26 protein-coding genes are annotated in these 18,579 nt (G+C 62.1%); 21 read left to right on the top strand and 5 right to left on the bottom strand.

The window, feature by feature from the left end; genetic code table 11:
• Positions 1-40 precede the first annotated feature (40 nt).
• The 14 genes from PMI12_RS19310 to PMI12_RS29255 all read left to right on the top strand — a co-directional run bounded on the left by PMI12_RS19310 (position 41) and on the right by PMI12_RS29255 (position 9,362).
• The gene (locus tag PMI12_RS19310; protein WP_007835831.1) at positions 41-1,744 is read left to right on the top strand and encodes a ShlB/FhaC/HecB family hemolysin secretion/activation protein; all 1,704 of its coding nucleotides are present in this window, start codon (positions 41-43) and stop codon (positions 1,742-1,744) included.
• Positions 1,745-1,750: 6 nt separating this feature from the next.
• Positions 1,751-2,593, top strand: coding sequence for an AP2 domain-containing protein (locus PMI12_RS19305; RefSeq protein ID WP_007835830.1), 843 nt, complete (start codon positions 1,751-1,753; stop codon positions 2,591-2,593).
• A gap of 13 nt (positions 2,594-2,606) precedes the next feature.
• On the top strand, positions 2,607-3,041 hold the full coding sequence (locus tag PMI12_RS19300) for a hypothetical protein (RefSeq protein WP_157632235.1): 435 nt from the start codon (positions 2,607-2,609) through the stop codon (positions 3,039-3,041).
• A gap of 699 nt (positions 3,042-3,740) precedes the next feature.
• Positions 3,741-4,157 (top strand): hypothetical protein, encoded by a 417-nt coding sequence (locus PMI12_RS19290; protein WP_007835828.1) that lies wholly within the window; start codon positions 3,741-3,743, stop codon positions 4,155-4,157.
• 51 nt (positions 4,158-4,208) lie between these two features.
• Entirely contained in the window at positions 4,209-4,556 is a 348-nt protein-coding gene (locus PMI12_RS19285) for a DUF2958 domain-containing protein (protein ID WP_007835827.1), read from the top strand.
• A gap of 109 nt (positions 4,557-4,665) precedes the next feature.
• On the top strand, positions 4,666-5,634 hold the full coding sequence (locus PMI12_RS19280; protein WP_042673763.1) for a DUF932 domain-containing protein: 969 nt from the start codon (positions 4,666-4,668) through the stop codon (positions 5,632-5,634).
• Positions 5,635-5,768: 134 nt separating this feature from the next.
• The gene (locus PMI12_RS19275; RefSeq protein WP_007835824.1) at positions 5,769-6,833 is read left to right on the top strand and encodes a YqaJ viral recombinase family nuclease; all 1,065 of its coding nucleotides are present in this window, start codon (positions 5,769-5,771) and stop codon (positions 6,831-6,833) included.
• The gene (locus PMI12_RS29260) at positions 6,830-6,967 is read left to right on the top strand and encodes a hypothetical protein (protein WP_007835815.1); all 138 of its coding nucleotides are present in this window, start codon (positions 6,830-6,832) and stop codon (positions 6,965-6,967) included. Before PMI12_RS19275 ends, PMI12_RS29260 begins: the two co-directional genes overlap by 4 nt.
• 151 nt (positions 6,968-7,118) lie before the next feature.
• Positions 7,119-7,430 carry a hypothetical protein gene (locus tag PMI12_RS19270; protein WP_007835814.1) on the top strand — a complete coding sequence of 104 codons (312 nt, stop codon included), beginning with the start codon at positions 7,119-7,121 and terminating at the stop codon, positions 7,428-7,430.
• The gene (locus tag PMI12_RS19265; protein ID WP_007835812.1) at positions 7,427-7,732 is read left to right on the top strand and encodes a hypothetical protein; all 306 of its coding nucleotides are present in this window, start codon (positions 7,427-7,429) and stop codon (positions 7,730-7,732) included. The genes PMI12_RS19270 and PMI12_RS19265 overlap by 4 nt, the downstream gene beginning before the upstream one ends.
• Positions 7,713-7,931, top strand: coding sequence for a hypothetical protein (locus PMI12_RS19260; RefSeq protein ID WP_007835810.1), 219 nt, complete (start codon positions 7,713-7,715; stop codon positions 7,929-7,931). Before PMI12_RS19265 ends, PMI12_RS19260 begins: the two co-directional genes overlap by 20 nt.
• A 144-nt stretch (positions 7,932-8,075) precedes the next feature.
• Positions 8,076-8,846: a DUF7227 family protein gene (locus PMI12_RS19255; RefSeq protein WP_157632234.1), complete on the top strand. Its 771-nt coding sequence runs from the start codon at positions 8,076-8,078 to the stop codon at positions 8,844-8,846.
• Positions 8,843-9,067: a hypothetical protein gene (locus tag PMI12_RS28860; RefSeq protein WP_157632233.1), complete on the top strand. Its 225-nt coding sequence runs from the start codon at positions 8,843-8,845 to the stop codon at positions 9,065-9,067. The genes PMI12_RS19255 and PMI12_RS28860 overlap by 4 nt, the downstream gene beginning before the upstream one ends.
• Before the next feature lie 157 nt (positions 9,068-9,224).
• Positions 9,225-9,362, top strand: coding sequence for a hypothetical protein (locus PMI12_RS29255; protein ID WP_007835802.1), 138 nt, complete (start codon positions 9,225-9,227; stop codon positions 9,360-9,362).
• 170 nt (positions 9,363-9,532) lie between these two features.
• Here PMI12_RS29255 and PMI12_RS19245 read toward each other — a convergent pair whose 3' ends face one another.
• Entirely contained in the window at positions 9,533-9,841 is a 309-nt protein-coding gene (locus PMI12_RS19245; RefSeq protein WP_237726121.1) for a helix-turn-helix domain-containing protein, read from the bottom strand.
• A 312-nt stretch (positions 9,842-10,153) separates the two neighbouring features.
• Between PMI12_RS19245 and PMI12_RS19240 the strand changes: the two genes are divergently transcribed.
• The 7 genes from PMI12_RS19240 (at position 10,154) to tnpC (ending at position 14,966) form a co-directional block, all read left to right on the top strand.
• Complete coding sequence (locus PMI12_RS19240) at positions 10,154-10,564, top strand: hypothetical protein (RefSeq protein ID WP_007835800.1); 411 nt, start codon at positions 10,154-10,156, stop codon at positions 10,562-10,564.
• A gap of 66 nt (positions 10,565-10,630) precedes the next feature.
• Positions 10,631-10,837, top strand: coding sequence for a hypothetical protein (locus PMI12_RS28855; protein ID WP_007835799.1), 207 nt, complete (start codon positions 10,631-10,633; stop codon positions 10,835-10,837).
• A 15-nt stretch (positions 10,838-10,852) separates the two neighbouring features.
• On the top strand, positions 10,853-11,191 hold the full coding sequence (locus PMI12_RS28850; protein WP_007835798.1) for a hypothetical protein: 339 nt from the start codon (positions 10,853-10,855) through the stop codon (positions 11,189-11,191).
• Between the two features lie 104 nt (positions 11,192-11,295).
• The gene (locus PMI12_RS27855; protein ID WP_007835797.1) at positions 11,296-12,408 is read left to right on the top strand and encodes a J domain-containing protein; all 1,113 of its coding nucleotides are present in this window, start codon (positions 11,296-11,298) and stop codon (positions 12,406-12,408) included.
• Positions 12,409-12,660: 252 nt separating this feature from the next.
• Complete coding sequence (tnpA, locus tag PMI12_RS19220) at positions 12,661-13,008, top strand: IS66-like element accessory protein TnpA (RefSeq protein WP_007835795.1); 348 nt, start codon at positions 12,661-12,663, stop codon at positions 13,006-13,008.
• Positions 13,005-13,337, top strand: coding sequence for an IS66 family insertion sequence element accessory protein TnpB (gene tnpB, locus PMI12_RS19215; RefSeq protein ID WP_042673756.1), 333 nt, complete (start codon positions 13,005-13,007; stop codon positions 13,335-13,337). The genes tnpA and tnpB overlap by 4 nt, the downstream gene beginning before the upstream one ends.
• 57 nt (positions 13,338-13,394) lie before the next feature.
• Positions 13,395-14,966, top strand: coding sequence for an IS66 family transposase (tnpC, locus tag PMI12_RS19210; RefSeq protein ID WP_007835791.1), 1,572 nt, complete (start codon positions 13,395-13,397; stop codon positions 14,964-14,966).
• 470 nt (positions 14,967-15,436) lie between these two features.
• Here tnpC and PMI12_RS19205 read toward each other — a convergent pair whose 3' ends face one another.
• The 4 genes from PMI12_RS19205 to PMI12_RS19190 all read right to left on the bottom strand — a co-directional run bounded on the left by PMI12_RS19205 (position 15,437) and on the right by PMI12_RS19190 (position 18,572).
• A complete protein-coding gene (locus PMI12_RS19205) occupies positions 15,437-15,826 on the bottom strand; it encodes a hypothetical protein (RefSeq protein WP_007835789.1) in 390 nt (129 codons plus the stop codon).
• Positions 15,827-16,015: 189 nt separating this feature from the next.
• Entirely contained in the window at positions 16,016-16,675 is a 660-nt protein-coding gene (locus PMI12_RS28305) for a MobA/MobL family protein (RefSeq protein WP_157632232.1), read from the bottom strand.
• 232 nt (positions 16,676-16,907) lie between these two features.
• Positions 16,908-17,288, bottom strand: coding sequence for a hypothetical protein (locus tag PMI12_RS28845; protein WP_157632231.1), 381 nt, complete (start codon positions 17,286-17,288; stop codon positions 16,908-16,910).
• 3 nt (positions 17,289-17,291) lie between these two features.
• Positions 17,292-18,572, bottom strand: coding sequence for an AAA family ATPase (locus PMI12_RS19190; RefSeq protein ID WP_007835782.1), 1,281 nt, complete (start codon positions 18,570-18,572; stop codon positions 17,292-17,294).
• Between the last annotated feature and the right edge of the window lie 7 nt (positions 18,573-18,579).

Raw genomic sequence — 18,579 nt, 5'->3', positions numbered from 1 at the left:
GAGGGAGTCTGATTTGAAACGCAACTTGTTGGCGGTCGCCATGGCTGCCTGCCCACTGCTGGCGCTTAGTCAGCAATCGCCGACCACGCCTCAGCCCTTCGTCGAGCAGCAGCGCCAGCAAGAGCGTGAGCGTGCGTTGCGCGAGCAGAACGAGCGCACCGTCGACCAGCGCCCCCAGGCCGCGCCACCAGCCCCGGTACAGCGCATCCCGGACGCCGAGTCACCTTGCTTCCGCATCGACAGGGTGCTTCTGGTCGGCGAACAATCCGAGTCCTTCCAGTGGGCCGTGGCCGATCTGTCCGGGCCCGAGGGCAATGACTCTCCGGTTGGCCGTTGCCTGGGCACGGCCGGCGTCAACCTGGTCCTCGCGCGCGCCCAGCAGGCCGTCATTGCGCGCGGCTACGTCACGACCCGTGTGCTCGCTGCGCCGCAGGATCTCTCTGCCGGCACACTGACCCTCTCGCTGGTGCCCGGCCGCATTGCAGCCATTCGGACAACGCCCGACTCTTCGTCCACGCTGCTCGGCAACTCCGCCTTGCTGGCCACAGCCATTCCCTCGCGTCCAGGCGATCTTCTGAACCTGCGCGACATCGAGCAGGGTCTGGAGAACCTCAAACGTTCCCCCACCGCCGAAGCCGACATCCAGATCGAACCTTCGACCGCCCCCAACGCCAAGCCCGGCGACAGCGATCTCGTCGTCAAGTACGTCCAAGCCAAGAAGTGGCGTATTGCACTGAGCCTCGACGACAGCGGCACCGAAGCCACAGGCCGCTACCAGGCCGGCGCTACCCTGTCCCTGGACAACCCCTTCGGCCTGAACGATCTGTTCTACATCAGCGCCAACCACAACATCAACAACCACGTCTTCAGTGATCCGGCCAAGGGCACCGAAGGCCAGACCGTTCACTACTCGCTGCCCTACGGCTACTGGCTCCTGGGCTTCACCGCCTCCAACAGCCAGTACCACCAGAGCGTGGCGGGCCTGAACCAGGACTACGTCTACGCCGGCAAGTCCAACAACGCCGAGGTCAAGCTCTCGCGCCTGCTCTACCGCGACCAGAGCCGCAAGACCACGGTGGCCGTCAAGGGCTGGCGCCGCGAGTCGCGCAACTTCGTGGACGACACCGAGGTCGAGGTGCAGCACCGCGTGGTCGGTGGCTGGGAGCTCAGCCTGAACCACAAGGAGTTCATCGGTGAGGCGACGCTCGAAGGCACGCTGGCCTACAAGCGCGGCACCGGCGGCTTCGGCTCGCGCGTCGCGCCGGAAGAAGAGTTCGGCGAGGGCACTTCACGCCTGAAGCTGTACACGGCCGATGTCACTCTCAACGCGCCGTTCAAGCTCGGCGAGCAGAAGATGCGCTACTCCGGCCTGATCCGTGCGCAGTGGAACCGCACGCCACTGACGCCGCAGGACCGATTCGCCATCGGTGGGCGCTACACGGTGCGCGGCTTCGATGGAGAGACGAGTCTGCTGGGTGAGCGTGGCTGGCTCATCCGCAACGACATCGGGTGGGCCATGGGGCAGAGCGGGGCGGAGCTGTATGCAGGCATGGACTACGGCCATGTCGGCGGCCGTTCGACCGTCGACCTTCTGGGCCGCAGCCTTGCCGGCGCCGTCATCGGCGTGCGCGGCCAGTGGAGCAAGCTGAGCTACGACTTCTTCGTCGGCACGCCCATCAGCAAGCCAGAGGGCTATCGCACCGCCAAGGTGACGCTGGGCTTCAACCTAAACGCGAGCTTTTGAAGCGGAATGGCAAAGATCAAGCCCAAGATCCGTAATGCCTCCGCGCATGCGGACGTTGATTCAGCGCCAAAGCACGAGGTGCCGACCGCACAATGGACATTTCATGCAGCGGCCATGTACGGCATCCATCGTTCGGCCAAGGATAAGAATTGGGCCGTGATCCTGAAGCGCGGGCGCGTCGTCTATTCCAAGGCGTTCTCCTTCGGCATTCACGGCGGAGAGGAGGCTGCACTCCTGCTTGCGCAGGCGTGGCGAGATGAGGTGGTCAAGAAGTACCCCCCTGCGTCACGCCGCAAACTTGCCGAAAAGCTGCGCTCCGACAGTAAAACGGGTATTCCCGGTGTGCTGTGTCGACTCGACGCAAGAGGTGAACCGATAGCCTGGCGAGCCATGACACAGTTGTTCCCCGGACAGAAAGTCGCCAAGCAATTCAGCGTGAGTCGCTATGGTGCGGCCGAAGCCAAGCGCCTCGCCATCGCCGAGCGACAGAAGCAGTTGCGGCAAATGACGGGCCTGCAACGTGTTCACCCATCGGAGGTCACAGTCAGAATCGCACCACCACGCGAGCCGGTTCCGCTGCCGAGACGGATCGATCTCGCAGAAATCGTGCGAACTCCGAATCCATCGGGCGTCGTTGGCGTTGTCTTGACCAAGGATGCGAAGGGGCGACCCGCACGGTGGACGGCTGCGACCCATGTCGGTGACAAGAGGGTGAGCGAATCGTTTTCGATCAAGGTCCACGGCGATGAGCAGGCGAAGGCCCTGGCAGTCGCGGCACGCGAGAAGCACCTGAAAATGAGGGCCGAGTCACAGCGCGCGCAAAAGCCGCGGACCCGGAAGCCCAGGTGACAGAACGACGATATTGGCCGAACGCTATATGCCACTGAAAGAATTTCTCGAAGTCCTTAACAACGTCAGTACGCGCCCGTTGCTTATCACGTTCTGTGCGCTGTCAATGACTACCTGGTTTTCCAATGATGCGCTTCGAACGCCGACGATTTCCTGGGATCTGTTGTTCTTGCCGATTCTTGTATTTAGCGCTTATGTTTTCGTTTGGGGTTGGATGTACCTCGTCCTCACGCTGAACTCGCGGCTGGCAGATAACGACCTGTTCAGCTGGGGGCCGGTGATCGGTTGCACCCTCCTTGCCTTGTGCATACGCATCGCCTTCTCGCATTTGTCGTCGCACCCTCAAGGACTGACTTTCGCGTTGCTTGGCGAACCGAACTTCATTCATTTCTGCACGCTCTTTCTTCTTGCTGCACAAACGCTCAAGATTCGGCGTCACCGTGAGTAGTCACGATATTGCACTGCCTCATACAGCAGAGAATGGGAAGAACTACGTGATCGATATCTTCAAGAGTTCTGATGGCGCGCAGATCCACCTGCCGAAGGTGTATGGTCGACGATCTCTCGCGGCAGTGCCTTGACAAGTCGACAGGCTCAATTTCATTCAGGGGGTAGATGTGTTCTTCAAGAGAGTCACGCCACAGGGCGAACGATTCATCGCGGTCACCGAGTTTGAGAATCAACGCACGCTCAGCGCTGCGTTGCTCTACGGGAAGAGGGCTTATCGGCTCACCTTGGCCGACGGCACAGTTGAGACGATATACCTTGAGTCAGAAGTTTGGTCACGTATGGAGCAGCCATTGATAGCGAACGGCTTCGTTGTCAACGCCTGAGCAGGTTTGCCGTTCATGGCCTGCAGGTTTCCTTTCTTGACCTACATGCCCATAGGCTCGTGCCGCAGTGCCTTTTCGGTTAGCGATCGGTGGGCTTGCTCTGAGGTCTGGATCGCAAGAGCTAGCCATCGCGACGAATCCAAAAATTTTCAGCCCCATATGACGGCATTGGATAGACGGTAGAACGTCCATCCCTGTCCACCAAAGCCCAGCCCGGCCTCACCGCCGCGCTGGGCTTTGTGCCGTCTGGCTTCGCCCTGGCGTGTCCTCTTTCTTCTCCAAAGGGCTCCTCGTTCTCGATCGCCCCGTATCTCATGGACCACGATTTCACATCCACCACTTTCGACGATGAACCTTTCCCTCAGCACCAGACATTCGCGACATCACCGCACCTTGCCTGCCCGGCCTGCCAATCACCGCGGACCATTCCGCGCGACACCGGCAAGAAGGCTGGCGCCGCGATCGGCACCGTCGCCGGCGCGGCTGGCGGTATTTCTGGTGCGCTGTCCGGCGCCATCACGGGCGCCGAGATCGGCATGGCCATGGCCGTCGCTGCAGCTACAGCGACGACGCCATTCGGTGTCGTTGCCGGCACCATCCTCGGAGGCCTGAGTGGCGGCATCGCCGGCTGCGCTGTCGGCGCGGCACTCGGTGAAGCCGTCGACGACGCGATCCTGCGCAACCGTCGCTGCCTGGGCTGCGGCCACACCTTCTCAGTTGCTCGCCGCTGATAGCCCTTGCGCCGTCTCTTCTTCCCCACCCCTTTTCATTCTGGACTTCCCTTGGACCTCATCACGCCCGAATTGCGCATCCTGCTGCTGGCCAACGGCCATACCGCGCGCGACAACCCGCACTTCGACCCCTGGCCCGTGCTCAAGTGGTTCAACCCGTGTGGTGCAGCGACCTGGCTGATTACCGAGCTGGACCCCGACGACGAAGATCTTGTATGGGGTCTGTGCGATCTGGGGATGGGCAGTCCCGAAGCAGGTCATGTGTCCGTTCGCGAGTTGGCCTCCATCCGGCTGATGAGCGGCGCGCTGGGCATCGAGCGCGATCTGCACTGGCGCGCCGACAAGCCCCTGAGCGCCTACCTGCGCCTGGCCCGAGCCGCTGGCCGGATCGTCAGTTGAACCCGCCCGTCGCTCACTTCCGCCGCAGAACGGCGTTTCTCTCCGAAGCCCGCCCCGTGCGGGCTTCTTCCTTTCCGTCACACCTTCAACTCATCAAAGATTCCTTCCTATGGCACATCTCCTCCAGCAAATGGCCTACGTCGGCCAGACCCCGTGGCACGAATTGGGCAATCAGCTTCCGCCCAAACAGCCTCTCGAAGTCTGGGCTCAGAAGGCAGGCATGGACTGGCGCATCTGCGAGACGCCCGTGCGCTACATGGCCGAGCAGGCCGGGGCGCTGGGCTCCATCATGACCTTCGAGGACCAGAAGGTGCTCTACCGCAGCGACACGAAAGCGCCCCTGTCGGTCGTCGGTGGCCGCTACCAAATCGTGCAGCCCCGGGACGTGCTGGAGTTCTACCGCGACCTCACCGAGGTCTCCGGCTTCGAACTCGAGACCGCCGGGGTTCTCAAGGCCGGCAAGAAGTTCTGGGCGCTCGCGCGCACCGGCAAGGAAACAGCACTCAAGGGCAACGACACCGTCAAGGGCTACATCCTGCTTGCGACTTCCTGCGACGGTACCCTGGCCACCACCGCCACACCGACCACCGTGCGGGTCGTGTGCAACAACACGCTGTCGATCGCGCTCAGCGGCACCAGCAGTGCCGTGCGGGTGCCGCACAGCACGACGTTCGATGCACAAGCGGTCAAGCGGCAACTCGGCATCGCCGTCTCTGGCTGGGACACCTTCATGTACCGGATGAAGACGCTCGCGGAGCGTAAGGTCAAGACCCACGAGTCCTTGAATTTCTTTCTGCGCGTCCTGTGCCAAGCCGAGGGTCACTCCGGCGGCAGCCAAGCCCTCGTCAACGAGCGCGCCCTGAAGAAGGTGCAGGAGCTCTATGAGGGCCGTGGCCGCGGCGCCGAACTCGGCGCGGCCAAGGGCACGGCCTGGGGCCTGCTATGCGCGGTGACCGAGTTCGTCGATCACGAGCGCCGTGCCCGCAACCAGGAATACCGCCTCGACAGTGCCTGGTTCGGCCAGGGTGCAGGCCTCAAGCAACGCGCATTGGATGCGGCCCTCCAACTGGCGTCGTGACATCTCCTCCAGCGCCCCCCACTCCTGCGAACCCCGACGGCACAAGCCCCGGCTCCCTTCCAAGGGACCGGGGCTTTGTGCTTTTGGGGTGCGCCAAGGACATGACTGACCAATCACGAAGAAAGGACACCGCCATGGCGGAACTTCAAGTGGCGGACACCTCGCCCGCCAAACGCCGGCCAGCCCTGAAGCTGGTCAGGACCCAGGACCTGAGCCGCACGCAGTGGCTCGACATCCGCAAGGGCGGCATAGGCAGCTCCGACGCTGCCGCAGCGGTCGGTCTCCATCCCTACAAATCGCCCCTGCAACTCTGGATGGAAAAGACCGGCCGGGATGCCTTGCTGCCCAAGGTCGATCCCGACGACGCCACCAGCCCGATGTATTGGGGCACGCTGCTCGAGCCCATCGTGGCCGCCCACTACACCCGGCGCACCGGGCTGCGGGTGCGCCGGATCAACGCGGTGCTCCAGCACCCCGTGCATCCCTGGATGCTGGCGAACATCGACCGCGAGGTCGTGGGCTCCCCAGATGTGCAGATCCTGGAGTGCAAGACGGCGGGCTACCACGGTGCTCGGCTGTGGGAAGACGGCGTGCCCGAGTATGTCCAGTTGCAGGTGCTGCACCAGCTCGCCGTGACCGGCAAGCCGGCGGCCGACGTGGCTGTGCTGATCTGTGGCCAGGAGCTGCGTATCCATCGCATCGAGCGGGACGAGACCATGATCGTCCAGCTCGTCGAGTTGGAGAAGCGATTCTGGCGGTTTGTCGAGACGGACACCGCACCGCCTGCCGATGGATCGGAATCAGCCGGTCTGGCCCTGCGTGCACTCTGGCCTCGGGACAACGGGAAGACGGCAGATTTCAAAGGTGACATGGAGATGTCGTCGGCGTTCTCCGATCTGCTGGCTCTGCGCCAGATCCTGACTGACGCCATCGCCCGCGAAGCACAGGTCAAGCAGCGTATCCAGCAGCGCATGGGAGAGGCCACCACGGCACGTTTCGACGCGGGCGAGGTGCGCTGGAAGCGCAGCAAGGACTCGACGTCCGTGGATGTCGATCGACTGCTGGTGGACCAGCCAGGGCTCGCAGGCGCGTACAGCATGCCTCGACCCGGGTCACGGCGATTCACCGTCAAGGTGCATGCGTCGTTGACCCTGGCAGATCCGTCGTCGGCGGCGGATGAATGGAGGGAGCTGCCATGAACATCTTCTTCGGCCCCATCGAGTATCTGAGGGCCTTCACGATGGTCCTCGTCACGGGAATCCTCTTCGGCTTTGGGCTGGGGTGGCATTTCTGCGGGCACTTCCGCAGGCATCCGTTGCGCGCGCAGCTCTGACGCCGATCGGCTTCTGCACCTTCAGCTCCCACATCGCCACCGGTCGGCCGACTCGGTGCCTCGCCCCGTTTCCGCAGGGGTTTCACAGCGGCCCGCCCCATGCGGATTGAAGGGGTGGGCTGGACACAGATTTCTCAGGAACCTCCCTGTCATGGACCTTCATTTCCAGCGGCACACGACCGTGCCGCCTTACACCCGTGACCTCACCTCCAAGGACCAGTTCAAGTGGTCCGCGGATTTCGAGGTCCCTGTCATCGGCGACGACATCGCGATCCGTCTCAACAGCATCGGCTGCGCCAAGGTCGTCGCCTACGCCACGCATGGCGGCTACCTGGGAGTGATGGCCGTGCCGTACAACCCGCCCGCATGGTGGATTCGCCAGAACGGCCCGCCCAGCCCCGACAACGCGGCGTTGGCGTTCGGCGCGGAGATCTCGCGTATCGACGCCGAGGAGGGGGCATGAGCGACACTGCGTTCAGCCCGGCGATGCCCCGCACGGTGGTGGTGTTCAGCATCGAGCTTGCAGTCTTCGATAAGGACGCATTGGCTCGTGCCGCTCAGGTTCGTGCACGCGAGGATGGCCTGGACGATGAAGCGTGGGCGTCGATGCGCTCGGGCATCTCGGACGACCTGGTCATGCTGCTGGATCCGGGTCTCGTTACCGACGCAGGCTTCGAGATCATCCAGTCGACGTGTGAAGTGAGCGAGGTGGGCGAGACGAACGAGGTGGACGAGGTGGACGAGCATGCCGTCGACCAACGTTGAGTTCGTCACCGAGTTGATGGAGCACAGCGCCCACGGCGCGCTCATCCAGGCCTTCGTGCTGCAGGCACTGACTCAGTACGCGCAGAGGGTGGCCGCCACTGATCCCGAAGCGCTGGACACCGGCATGGTCAGCGGCCGCGCCTGGCACGGCTGCGCCCTCGAGGTGCAGCGAAAGCTCAAGCAGCGCTTCGACGCTTAGGCCCGACAGGGCCTCCCCGGGCTCCCCCAAGCCCCTTCAATCCCGCGCGCCACCCTCTGCCTCAAAGCCCATGGGTGTGGAGCAGGGAGGTGGCCGCGCGCCTCGTGCTCGCGATGGCGGCACCTACCTCTCAAGGAGAACATCTTGATCACCACGATCTTGCTCGGTGCTTCGACGTCGCAGATCGCGTCAACTGCATTTCCGGAAGCATCGCCGCAGACCCCCACAGGGCCATTCACCTATCACTTCACCCGCATCAGCCGCAACGCCAAGACGGGCCCCATGGCCGTCACGACAACGAGTGCCAACTCCTGTCCACCGGAATGCGGGTTCCGGCGCAATGGCTGCTATGCCGAGAGTGGGCCCCTGGCGCCGCATTGGAGAGCTGTTACAGCTGGGGTGCGAGGCAGCACCTTCGAGGAGCTGTTGGCGCAGGTTCGCACGCTGCGGCGCGGGGCACTGTGGCGGCACAACCAGGCTGGCGACCTGACGCCCTGCGCACCAGGCGCGATTGACGCCCGTCTGCTCACGAGGCTGGCGATGGCCAATCGGGGGCGGCGCGGGTTTACCTACACGCACTACCGGCCAACGCAGGCGAACCAGGCCGCCATTCGCAATGCCAACGAGCTCGGCTTCACGGTGAACCTCAGTGCCCAGACATTGGCGCAGGCCGATGCCCATGCAGCGCTGGGCATTGCGCCTGTGGTGGTGGTGCTGCCCGTCGGTACTACGAAACCGACCAGGACACCTGAAGGGCGGATGGTCGTCGTCTGTCCTGCCAGTGTCGGCAACACCGACTGCCTGAACTGCGGCATCTGCCAGCAGCGTGATCGCGCGGCCATCGTGGGCTTCCCGGCCCACGGGGCAGGTGCCAGGCGCGTGCAGGCGATCTTCTTCGCGGGGGAGCTCTCATGAGAAGCCTGCCAGGCGAGGCTGCGGCGCCAGCGACGAGCAGCTCGAATGAAGTGGTCTCACTCGACGAGGAATTTCTTCGGCGGGTGGATCGTCTGATGCTGCGACGCAAGCAAACCGATCCGTTCCAACGGGAAGCGGTGCGGCGTGCCACCGAGGAGCAGGCGCGGCTGCGACAGTTCCAGGTGCCGGAGGAAGTCCCACTGCGAAGCAGTCCGTGGTGAACGCGGTCTTTCTACCGGCATCAGGCTGCTACCCCTCTCGACCTCATCCCTCCTGTCTCAACGGCACAAACCCCGGCACCTCTGGAGGGACCGGGGTTTGTTCTTTTGGGCGCTCGAGGTCTGCCCCCTCAACCACCAAGAAAGAGAAAGGACATCCATGAACATCTGCTACGGGCCGATCGACTACTTGAGGGCCTTCACATTCGTGCTCGCTGCGGGCCTGCTCTGCGGCTTTGGGCTGGGGTGGCATTTCTGCAGCTACCTGCGCAGAGACTCGCCGCATTCCTCCGACTGAGGCCAGCGGGCTACTAACAAATCAACGCACTGCTATCGCGTCGGCCAGTTCGATGGTCCCGCCCCGTTTCCGCAAGGGGTACGCAGGCCCCCTTGTCCTCAAGGGGGCGGTTCTGCCAAGACTCCGGCTGGCGGGCCCGCAGCGCAGCGAGCCAAGACACCGAGCACGCTCTATTTAGCGGCAGCCAAGTCCTGAATCAGGCGCAGTGCCTGCTTGCGCATCCGCACTCCCAGTGAGTGATAGAGCCGCAGAAGCTCTGCTTCGTCATCGTCGACCGCCCAGAAATACGACAACGGCACGTCCAGTGCTTGAGCTAAGTGCGTGGACATCAAGACGTCCGGTGTGTGTTTGCCACGCTCGTACTGATTGATTCTCGCGCTGGCGGAAAACTCGTCGACCCCGGCAGCCACGCCCAGCCCTTCTTGCGAGAAATTGCTGCGCAACCGTGCGGCTTTGAGCCGCCGGGCGAACAACGGCAAAGCGGGGTCAATCTGAGCATGGCTCGCACGAGGCATCCTCAGATAGTCTGAGTTTTGACTTATTCTTATACTAAGGAATCCTTAGCATTTCGCAACACAAATCTCACGGGAGAAACACGTTCCACAAAGCACCCAAGGAGGACCAGCACATATCGACAGATGCCTCTTCATCGATAGCCAGCCATTCTGAAAGTGCGCCCATCAACATCACCGCTAGAAACTCGTGGCGCCTTTCGCGCGCGCCCAACTTGCTTGAACGGACTGGTCGACCGGAGTTGTCTCAAGTTCACTCTCTTTTTCTGAAGGCCCCTCATGAAAACCATGATCGGCACCGCTTTGGCGGTGCTCACCGCGATCACCTTGGCGCCCTTGGCGCTTGCCAAGGGCATCGATCCGCTCATCAACCCCGATGCCGTCAAGCACCAGATCGACCGATCGGCCATGGAGATTCAGATCCAGGGCTGGAGTCGCGACCTCAAGTACCCGGTCTATCCGATCCGGGTGCAGGCAGGGGCCAACGGCGTGTACTACACGACCACCGAGCGCGTGAAGTCCTACAAAGAATTCGACTTCGACGAACTGCGCTGTGAGATCGGCGATGCCGACCGCGCTGTGCTCAAGGCGCCCGGCTATGCCTGCGCCGACGGCGTGTGCATGACCAAGGAAGGCGCCGTGCTTGGCACCGACCCGAGACGGCCGGTGAACAAGAAGCATCGCTGCTGACATGTGGTCACCCGCGTCTTCAGACCCTCAAGTCCCACCTCCTTCAACTTTTCATTCATCTCAGCAATGTCTCTCAAAGCAAAACTGATCGCAGGCTACGGCGCCATGGGCGTCCTTGTCCTTTTCTACCAGTGGATCTTCGTATCAGGCGCCAGTTTCGGCGTGGCGCTCGGCAAAGGACTGGTCTGGCCGGCCGTGATCTTTCCGGCGCTGGGCGGTTTCATCGGCGCCATCCTCTTGATCGCCATCCTGGCGGCCATCTATTTCGCTTGAGGAATGGGGGCGAACATGCTGCAGCGCTCCTTGCGCCTACCTAGCTTCGTTGCGGCTTGCGCGTTTGCCTGCGCGGGGCTGATGGCTTGCTCCAGTGACGAAAGCCGCATCTACGACGCCTACAAATGCGGCAACGTCGCGCAAATCCTTGGGCGCCACGAGCAGGCCACTGCCGCCGTCATGAAAGTCAAATCCCTTCTGGATCAGAAGACTGGCAACCCGGGCCAATACATCCTGGGCTTGAGGGACAAGTTGACCGACGACATGGCGCTGTACAAGCTCAGCCCTCGCGGCCAAGCGGAAAAGATCAACGACATCTACGAGTCCGGCACCTGCCAGAAGCTCTACCAATAGCCACATCGTGCCACTGGCGACCCTCCGGTCGCCAGTGGCCGGTGTGTCATCTTTTTTTGCGCCTACGGGGCATCGATCAGCAACCGGCTTCTCCGGACAAAGTCATGAACTACTACGACGTGCTGGGTGTACGGCCCAGCGCCTCCCAACATGAAATCGAGCTCGCCTACAGGAGCCGGCGAACCCAGTACCATCCTGACAAATATGCCAATGTCGACGCCGACACGGTGGCGTGGGCGACCGGCAAGATGCAGGAGGTCAACGTCGCCTATGCGGCGCTGTCAGATGCCAACAAGCGCAAGGAATTCGATTCGAGTCCCCCTGTAGATAGAGAGCCGGAACCGTCGCGTGCGGCTCAAGAACGTCCGGCTTGTGCCGACTTTCAGGAGCTTCTTCACTCGCGGCTGACGCCCTATGCCGGTTTCTCGCGGGTCTACTTCGCTCCCCGCATCCCAGCGAGGAAGCTCGGTGCGGCTCGCGGCAACTACGCCGCCGACATCAAAGAAGAAGATGTGGTCGCGCTCGTCGACATTACGGTGTTCGGCGGAGCCAAGGAAGGCATTGTCCTGACCAAGAAGGGGATGCGGATCAAGGAACTGATGTCCGCGGCTGTCGATCTGCCGTGGACCGAAATCCGCGCTCTCGACCTTCGTGGAACGGCCATTTTGATCAATGGCCATCAGGTCGCCGACTGTCCGATGGTCGACAAGCCAGAGCTGGAGAGGATCTTCGCGGTCGTTCGAGAGTTTCTGAGACATACACGCCCAAAGGGCTCATCGAACGCGACAGACAGAGCCCCGCGCGCGGCGTCCGAAGCGCCGTGGACCGATCCGGTCCGGAGCCGAGAGGTTTACGCGGCCGCGAAACAGCATCTCGTCGCGCTGTCTGATCTATTGGAACCCGTGGAGAAGGAGGTGGGCGAGGCATGGTTGGATCGGCAAGCGCTGGCGAAGCTCTTTGAGCTGTCCCGTGAGGCCCTTGACGATCCCAAGAAGGCGAAACTGGCCTATCGATGGGTCCTGGAGGTCGGACAACTGTGCGAGGCTGCGGTCACCTCCTTGAACCAGGGAGGGCGGTCCATCGATCAGGAACTGTTCCAGGGAGGCTGGGACGAGCCCGTGGCGATCCGAGACCTGCGTTCGATGCTGAAGAACCTTTTCTCGACGATCCGTGAGGCACGAGAGGAGGAGAGGGCGGATCGGTTCTTTGGAAGGTAGATCAATGGCGCATGGGTGTCGCTCCATTCGCGCTCGTCCGATCTTCTCTGTTCTATTGCCCGGACAGGCGCTCCGAAATCTCGCGAGCGCCTAGGGCTCGCACCATGGCCAGACTCTCGAGTTGCGCCGCTTGCGGACGTGCCTTACCTTGTTCCCAGTGGTAGATACTCTGTAAGCGCGCGGTGATCCCGTCTTGAGCTTGGCCCTAGTGTCTATGACGATGGTGTCCACCAAGGATTTAGGTGGACACCTATGGAAGACTCCAAGCGCGTGAGCCGGCGGCGCCACGCGGCCGATCTGAAGCGGCAAGTGTTGGCGGCGTGCGCAGAACCCGGGGCGTCTGTGGCTCAAGTGGCGCTGGCCCACGGCCTCAACGCCAACCTCGTTCACAAGTGGCGCCGCATGGTCGACGCAGGAGGTATCGCCTCGAAGGCCGGCAACGCGCAAGCCGAGTTCGTCTCGCTCACGCTGGCGCCAGATCCCACCGTCGCAAATGACATTCACCTTGAGCTTCGCCGCGGTGCCATCGCGGTGAACGTGACCTGGCCGTTGAGCGCGTCAGGCCAATGTGCCGCCTGGTTGCGCGAGATCCTCCGGTGATCCGGGTCGACGCGCTGTGGCTGGCCGTCGAGCCGTTGGACATGCGTGCAGGCACCGAAGCGGCGCTGGCGCGCGTGGTGCGGGTCTTCGGCTCCGCGCGCCCGCACCACGCCTACCTGTTTGCCAACCGCCGCGCCAATCGCATGAAGGTCCTGGAGCACGACGGCATCGGTATCTGGCTGTCGGCACGACGCCTGCACCAGGGCAAGTTCGTCTGGCCCAAGGACAGCGGCAGCACCCTCAGCCTGACCCCTCCCCAGTTCGATGCACTGGTGCTCGGTCTGCCGTGGCAGCGCATCGGGGAAGCTGGAGTGATCTGCGTGCTGTAGTGCAATTGCCGAATGTGCTGATGCGTGGGCGCGCACGGTGGAGCACCATCACCTTCCGTGATCGACACGGCCGACCTTGACCACCTGGACGCGCAGCAGCTGCGCGAGATGGTCCTCTCGCTCAGAAGAGGGGCCGCAGCCGACAAGCTCGAGATCGAGCGCCGAGACCACGAGATCGCGTTCAAGCAGACGGCAATCGACAAGCTCACGCACGAGATGGCCGTGCTCAAGCGGCTGAAGTTCGCCGCCAAGTCTGAAGCCTTCAATGCCGAGCAGAAGAGTCTGCTGGAAGAGACCATCGACGCCGACTTGGCGGCGATGGAGCGTGAGCTGGAGGACCTCGCGACCGTGCCGGCCGTGCAGCGCGAGAAGCAGCAACCCAAGCGCCAGCCACTGCCCGCGCACCTGCCGCGCCGGGAGATCCGCCACGAGCCCGAAAGCACGACCTGTGCTTGCGGCTGCGCCCTCCAGCGCATCGGCGAGGATGTGGCCGAGAAGCTCGACTACCGCCCTGGGGTGTTCAGCGTCGAGCGCCACGCTCGCGGCAAGTGGGTCTGCACGAAGTGCGAGACGCTGGTGCAGGCGCCCGTCGCCCCGCACATCATCGACAAGGGCATCCCGACGGCCGGGCTGCTCTCGCAGGTGCTGGTGGGCAAGTACCTGGACCACTTGCCGCTGTACAGGCAGGAAGCCATCTTCGGTCGCGCGGGCCTGGCCATTCCTCGGTCGACGCTGGCCAGCTGGGTCGGGCAGTGCGGCGTGCAGTTGCAGCCTCTGGTCGATGCGCTCAAGCGCGAGATGCTCGAAGACCGCGTGCTGCATGCCGACGAGACACCGGTGGCGATGCTCAAGCCGGGGAACGGCAAGACACACCGTGCGTACCTCTGGAGCTACTGCACGACGAGCTACAGCGCGCTGCGCGCGGTGGTGTTCGACTTCGCCGACAGCCGCGGGGGCCAGCATGCGCGCGCCTTCCTCGGGTTGCCGGGCGAGCATGGCTGGCGCGGCACGCTGGTGTGCGATGACTTCAGCGGCTACAAAGCGTGCTTCGAGCTCGGCGTCATTGAGGCGGGCTGCCTGGCGCACGCCAGGCGCAAGTTCCACGAACTGTGGGCCAATCACGGCAGCCCGATCGGCGAGCAGGCGCTGAAGTTCTTCGGTGAGCTCTACGCCGTCGAACGCGAGGTCGCCGAATTGATGCCTGAGGAGCGAAGGCGAATACGACAAGAGAAGTCGCACAAGGTGGCCGATGCCCTGCAGCAATGGCTCGCCGGGCAACGGCAGAGGGTGCCGGATGGCTCGGCCACGGCCAGGGCGATCGACTACAGCCTCAAGCGCTGGCAGGCGCTCACGCGCTACCTCGACGACGGCGATCTGCCGGCGGACAACAACTGGGTGGAGAACCAGATCCGCCCGATCGCCATCGGACGATCGAATTGGCTGTTCGCGGGATCGCTACGGGCAGGCCAGCGCGCGGCGGCCATCATGAGCTTGATCCAGTCAGCAAAGCTCAATGGACATGAGCCGCACAGGTACCTCAGCGACGTCCTCGAGCGGCTGCCCACGCAGCCGGCCAGTCGCGTCGGAGATTTGCTGCCGCATCGCTGGCAGCCAATCGAAGTGCGCTGATCGAAGGACCGTCGTCAAGACGGGATCACCGCGCGCTTACGATGCTCTGCCCGGATACGCCAGCCAATTGCCCATAGCTTGCGACGGAGAGTCCCAGCTTTGAGCGGTGTGCCGCCAGCCTGGTTGCGCTGAATCGGCGCTTCGTGCCGGCTTCTTCGACCTCCGAACTTGCGACTGCGGCGGAGCGCGTTGCGCCCTTCACAACACGACGGAGCTCCTTCTCCAGGGCGCTTATCTGGCGACGCAGTTCACCGAGGCCGCGAGCTACCGCCGACGCACTCATTGCCTTTGCTGTCGGCGTGCATGACGGTCGCGGACTTCTTCGCTGCGGCCTTCGCACCGTTGCGGGCGCTGGCTGCAGGTAGGCCGGCTTGGACGAAAAGGTTGACGCGGGCGTGTTCGTTCTGCGTCCCTCCTGCCCCATCGAAAGCGTTCAGAGGCTGCGGACGCAGCGGCGAGCTTTAGACGCGTTAGTCGTTTATGGACCAGTTGTGCTCCACCATGCACTTCCTGAAGGCAAAAACGACGGGAACGTGTCCGCGCGCAACGCCGTTGTCAACAACCCGGCCAGAAACCGGGTCGTAGTAGGCATCGAACCTAGTCCAGAACTCGCCTTCCCCCTTGTATCTGAGTTGACGAGGAGCGGATGCTTGGACGAGCTGCACGCAGCCCGATATTGCCTTGAGCAGCAGGTCCTGTTGGTCAGTCGTTAGTCGCTGCGCCTGCGGCGGCGGCGCGTCGACAGACGGGATGGCGGCTACGGCCACCTCTGATTCTTGGCAGGCTCCAAGCAGCAGCAATGCGGCGGAAAGGACCAGGGCGACCGGGAGCGCGCAGGGAAATCGGTGTATGTTGCCCATGCCAAATCCTCCTACGATAGGCACCAGCATAGGCGATTGGGTGCAGGGAAAGAAGTGACAAATGCCCCTTGTTCCCCAGAGCGGTTCCAGTGAACTATCCTCGTTGTGTTGGCACTCGAACTCACCGCCGAGGAACTCTTTGAGGGGGAGAAGCAGTCCCTGGCGCTGCGCGCCTCGACGATTACCGGACTACCCACGGCCGAGTCGACGAGCCTGTCTAATCAACTCGCGCTCGTGCTCGCTGAGTTGGCGAACAGTCGCAGGATGCAATCGTCGCTCCGCAGTCTTCTGAGTACCTTTTTCTTTGTTGGAGCGATGGTCCACCCGTTGAGGCAGTCCTTCTTCGGACAGCATTCGATTGATCTCTTCTGCGACTTTCTCCCTAGTTTCTTGAAGTTCAATCTTCATTTGCAGTGGAGTTTTTCCGCCACTCAGCTTTCGAGCTCCACCCAATGCAGGGGCTTTTGAGTTGGCCCGTCGAAAATGCTGCTCAGGCGTCCGATCAATGCCGTCCAGCGGGCGGTCCGATGTCTGTATGTGCACATGCGGGTGCTCTTCGCCAGAGATGGATCCCAACGGCTTGTGCAGCGCGAACTCACAAGGCCGGGTGTTCGCGAGCAGGTGGACAAGGCGCCAGGCGAGCGCTGTGTTTTTCTCATCGGGCAGTTCCTTGGGTAGCGAGACGACATACTCTCTGGCGGCCGAGCCATTTGCCCTCTCATGCTTATCAGCTGCTTCCCAGAACGTGTGCGGATCATTATTCGCAAAGGAAGGCATGTTCAGGTGACCCTTGGCAATGAGATCTTGTGCTCCGTTCGTCCTCTGTCGGCTGATGTATTGGGAGTGCATTGCGGCTGTCCCTTTGCGAAACGTCTTCACCCCCAATCGAAATGTGGCCATGGTTGCCTAACCTTTCTCTGAAGTGTTAATTCAAAAAGATGAGAAAGGTTTAGTGAACATGTTCTCCTTCCCTCTCTCATTGCTGGATTGAGACTTGATGTCTCAATCCATAGAGGTAGGAGATAAAAAAATGCACGACTATCAGTCGCATGGGCCTTGGCGGCACAACGAAGCGAGTTCTTCACTGCCAGATATGAGCGTTGTCTCGGAGGATTTGGCGTAGGATTTCGTTTAACCTTTCGTCATCAGGCGTCTCATTCAAGTTGCGCGATATCACAGTGTCGATGGCACTTTCGATCGCTTCAGCGTGTGATTTCCCGCTGTTCGAATCCATGGTGCGAAATGTCAGGCGGCATTCCTCTATGCTAAGTTCGATCGTGATGTCGTCGAGGCCGGGTGGTGAGATGCCCCGCCACACGAGTCGTTCGCGGCCATATTGAAATATCTGCTCCACTTGTGCAGTTTGTGCAGTTTGTGCAACTTGTGCAACTTGTGCAGCTTGTGCAGCTTGTGCAGCTTGTGCAGCTTGTGCATGTATCTTGCCGGGCCCGAAGGACTGCACACCTTAGTAGGCCTCTATAGGGGCGGGGACTATCTTGGGTCCCCAACCCTGAGTAGCCTCAGATGCGAGGGGGGCGCTGGCATATGGTGCGCCACCGTCGGGCCAAGATCTCTCGGGCCTGCGCGTATTGACGAGCGCGTGCTGTGATTGACCGAGTGGACCTCTCGAATGAGGAAAGCCGGTTGATGTGGGCAGCGACCAGACATTCGCGAATGTTCCATCACCGAGGGCTTGCTTGATCGATGTGACGCCCAAGTCTTCGCGTGCTCGGCGTAGCGTCCCCGCCGCAATGCCTGCGGCTTGTGCGATCTGCTCGATAGCTGAACCGACCTGGGGGCCGCCGACAAGCTGCGACTGGAGAAATTCCATTGCGATTTCACGCTTGCCCGAGGGACCGTCTCCCTTGTCGCCTTCGATGAGCTTTAGGATCTCTTCGGCAGAGCCGGGAATCATCTCGCCGCTCCAGCGAACGAATGGGGAGTCCGTCGTGCGGTAGGGGCCGGCTGGAATCTCCGCTGTACCGATTTCGTAGCAGAATCCGCCATCGGTGGGGCCGATGTTGGATTTGGCGCGCACAAGAACGCCTGTCGCCGCATACCCGTTGGCGGTATCGACGCTCTTACCCCTGGCCGTCAACAATACAACGCGCGCAACGGCAGCAAAGGCCAAGCTGCCCGAGATGCGATCGAGTGGTTTTTTCGAACCAGAGTTCTTGTTGACGTGTGTGATGCCGAGGATGGCAATGCCATAGTCTTCGGCAAGCTGGACAAGCGGCTCAAGGCTGCGGCGCACCTCCTGATTCTTATGTGCGTCGCCGGCAATCGCTTGCATGATGGAGTCGATCACAATGAGCTTGAGATCAGGGTGGCTTTCGATCTCGCTGCGAAGCAGAGGAAGGTCGGTCGCAAAGTTGAAGCTGCGCTTTTTCCATTTCTCGAAGCTAGCTCGCAGGATCAAGACTTGGCTCAGGTCGGCCCCGGCCGCGACGAGGCGAGGCATGAGGGTGTCCTCGATGCCATCCTCGCAGGTCCAGTAGAGCGCCTTCCCAAACGGTGCGTGGCTGCCGTCAGGCCAGAGGCTTGATGGAAACCCACCCTTGGAAAGGGTCGCCACTATTGCGAGAGCTATGAGCGTTTTTCCGGTGCCGGGCTGCCCGGCCAGGATGTGAAGCTTCCCTTCCGCAAGAAAGTTCGGCCACAACCAATCTATGGGGCGGACGGGGATCGTATCTGCTGCGACAATATCAACCCCGTTACCGCCTCCCAGAAAAGGAGGAGGTTGCATAGGTCAC

This window comes from Variovorax sp. CF313, from assembly GCF_000282635.1.
Taxonomy (GTDB): Bacteria; Pseudomonadota; Gammaproteobacteria; order Burkholderiales; family Burkholderiaceae_C; genus Variovorax.
The sequence above is the reverse complement of the archived record's forward strand: the minus strand, read 5'-3'. Positions and strand labels throughout refer to the sequence as shown.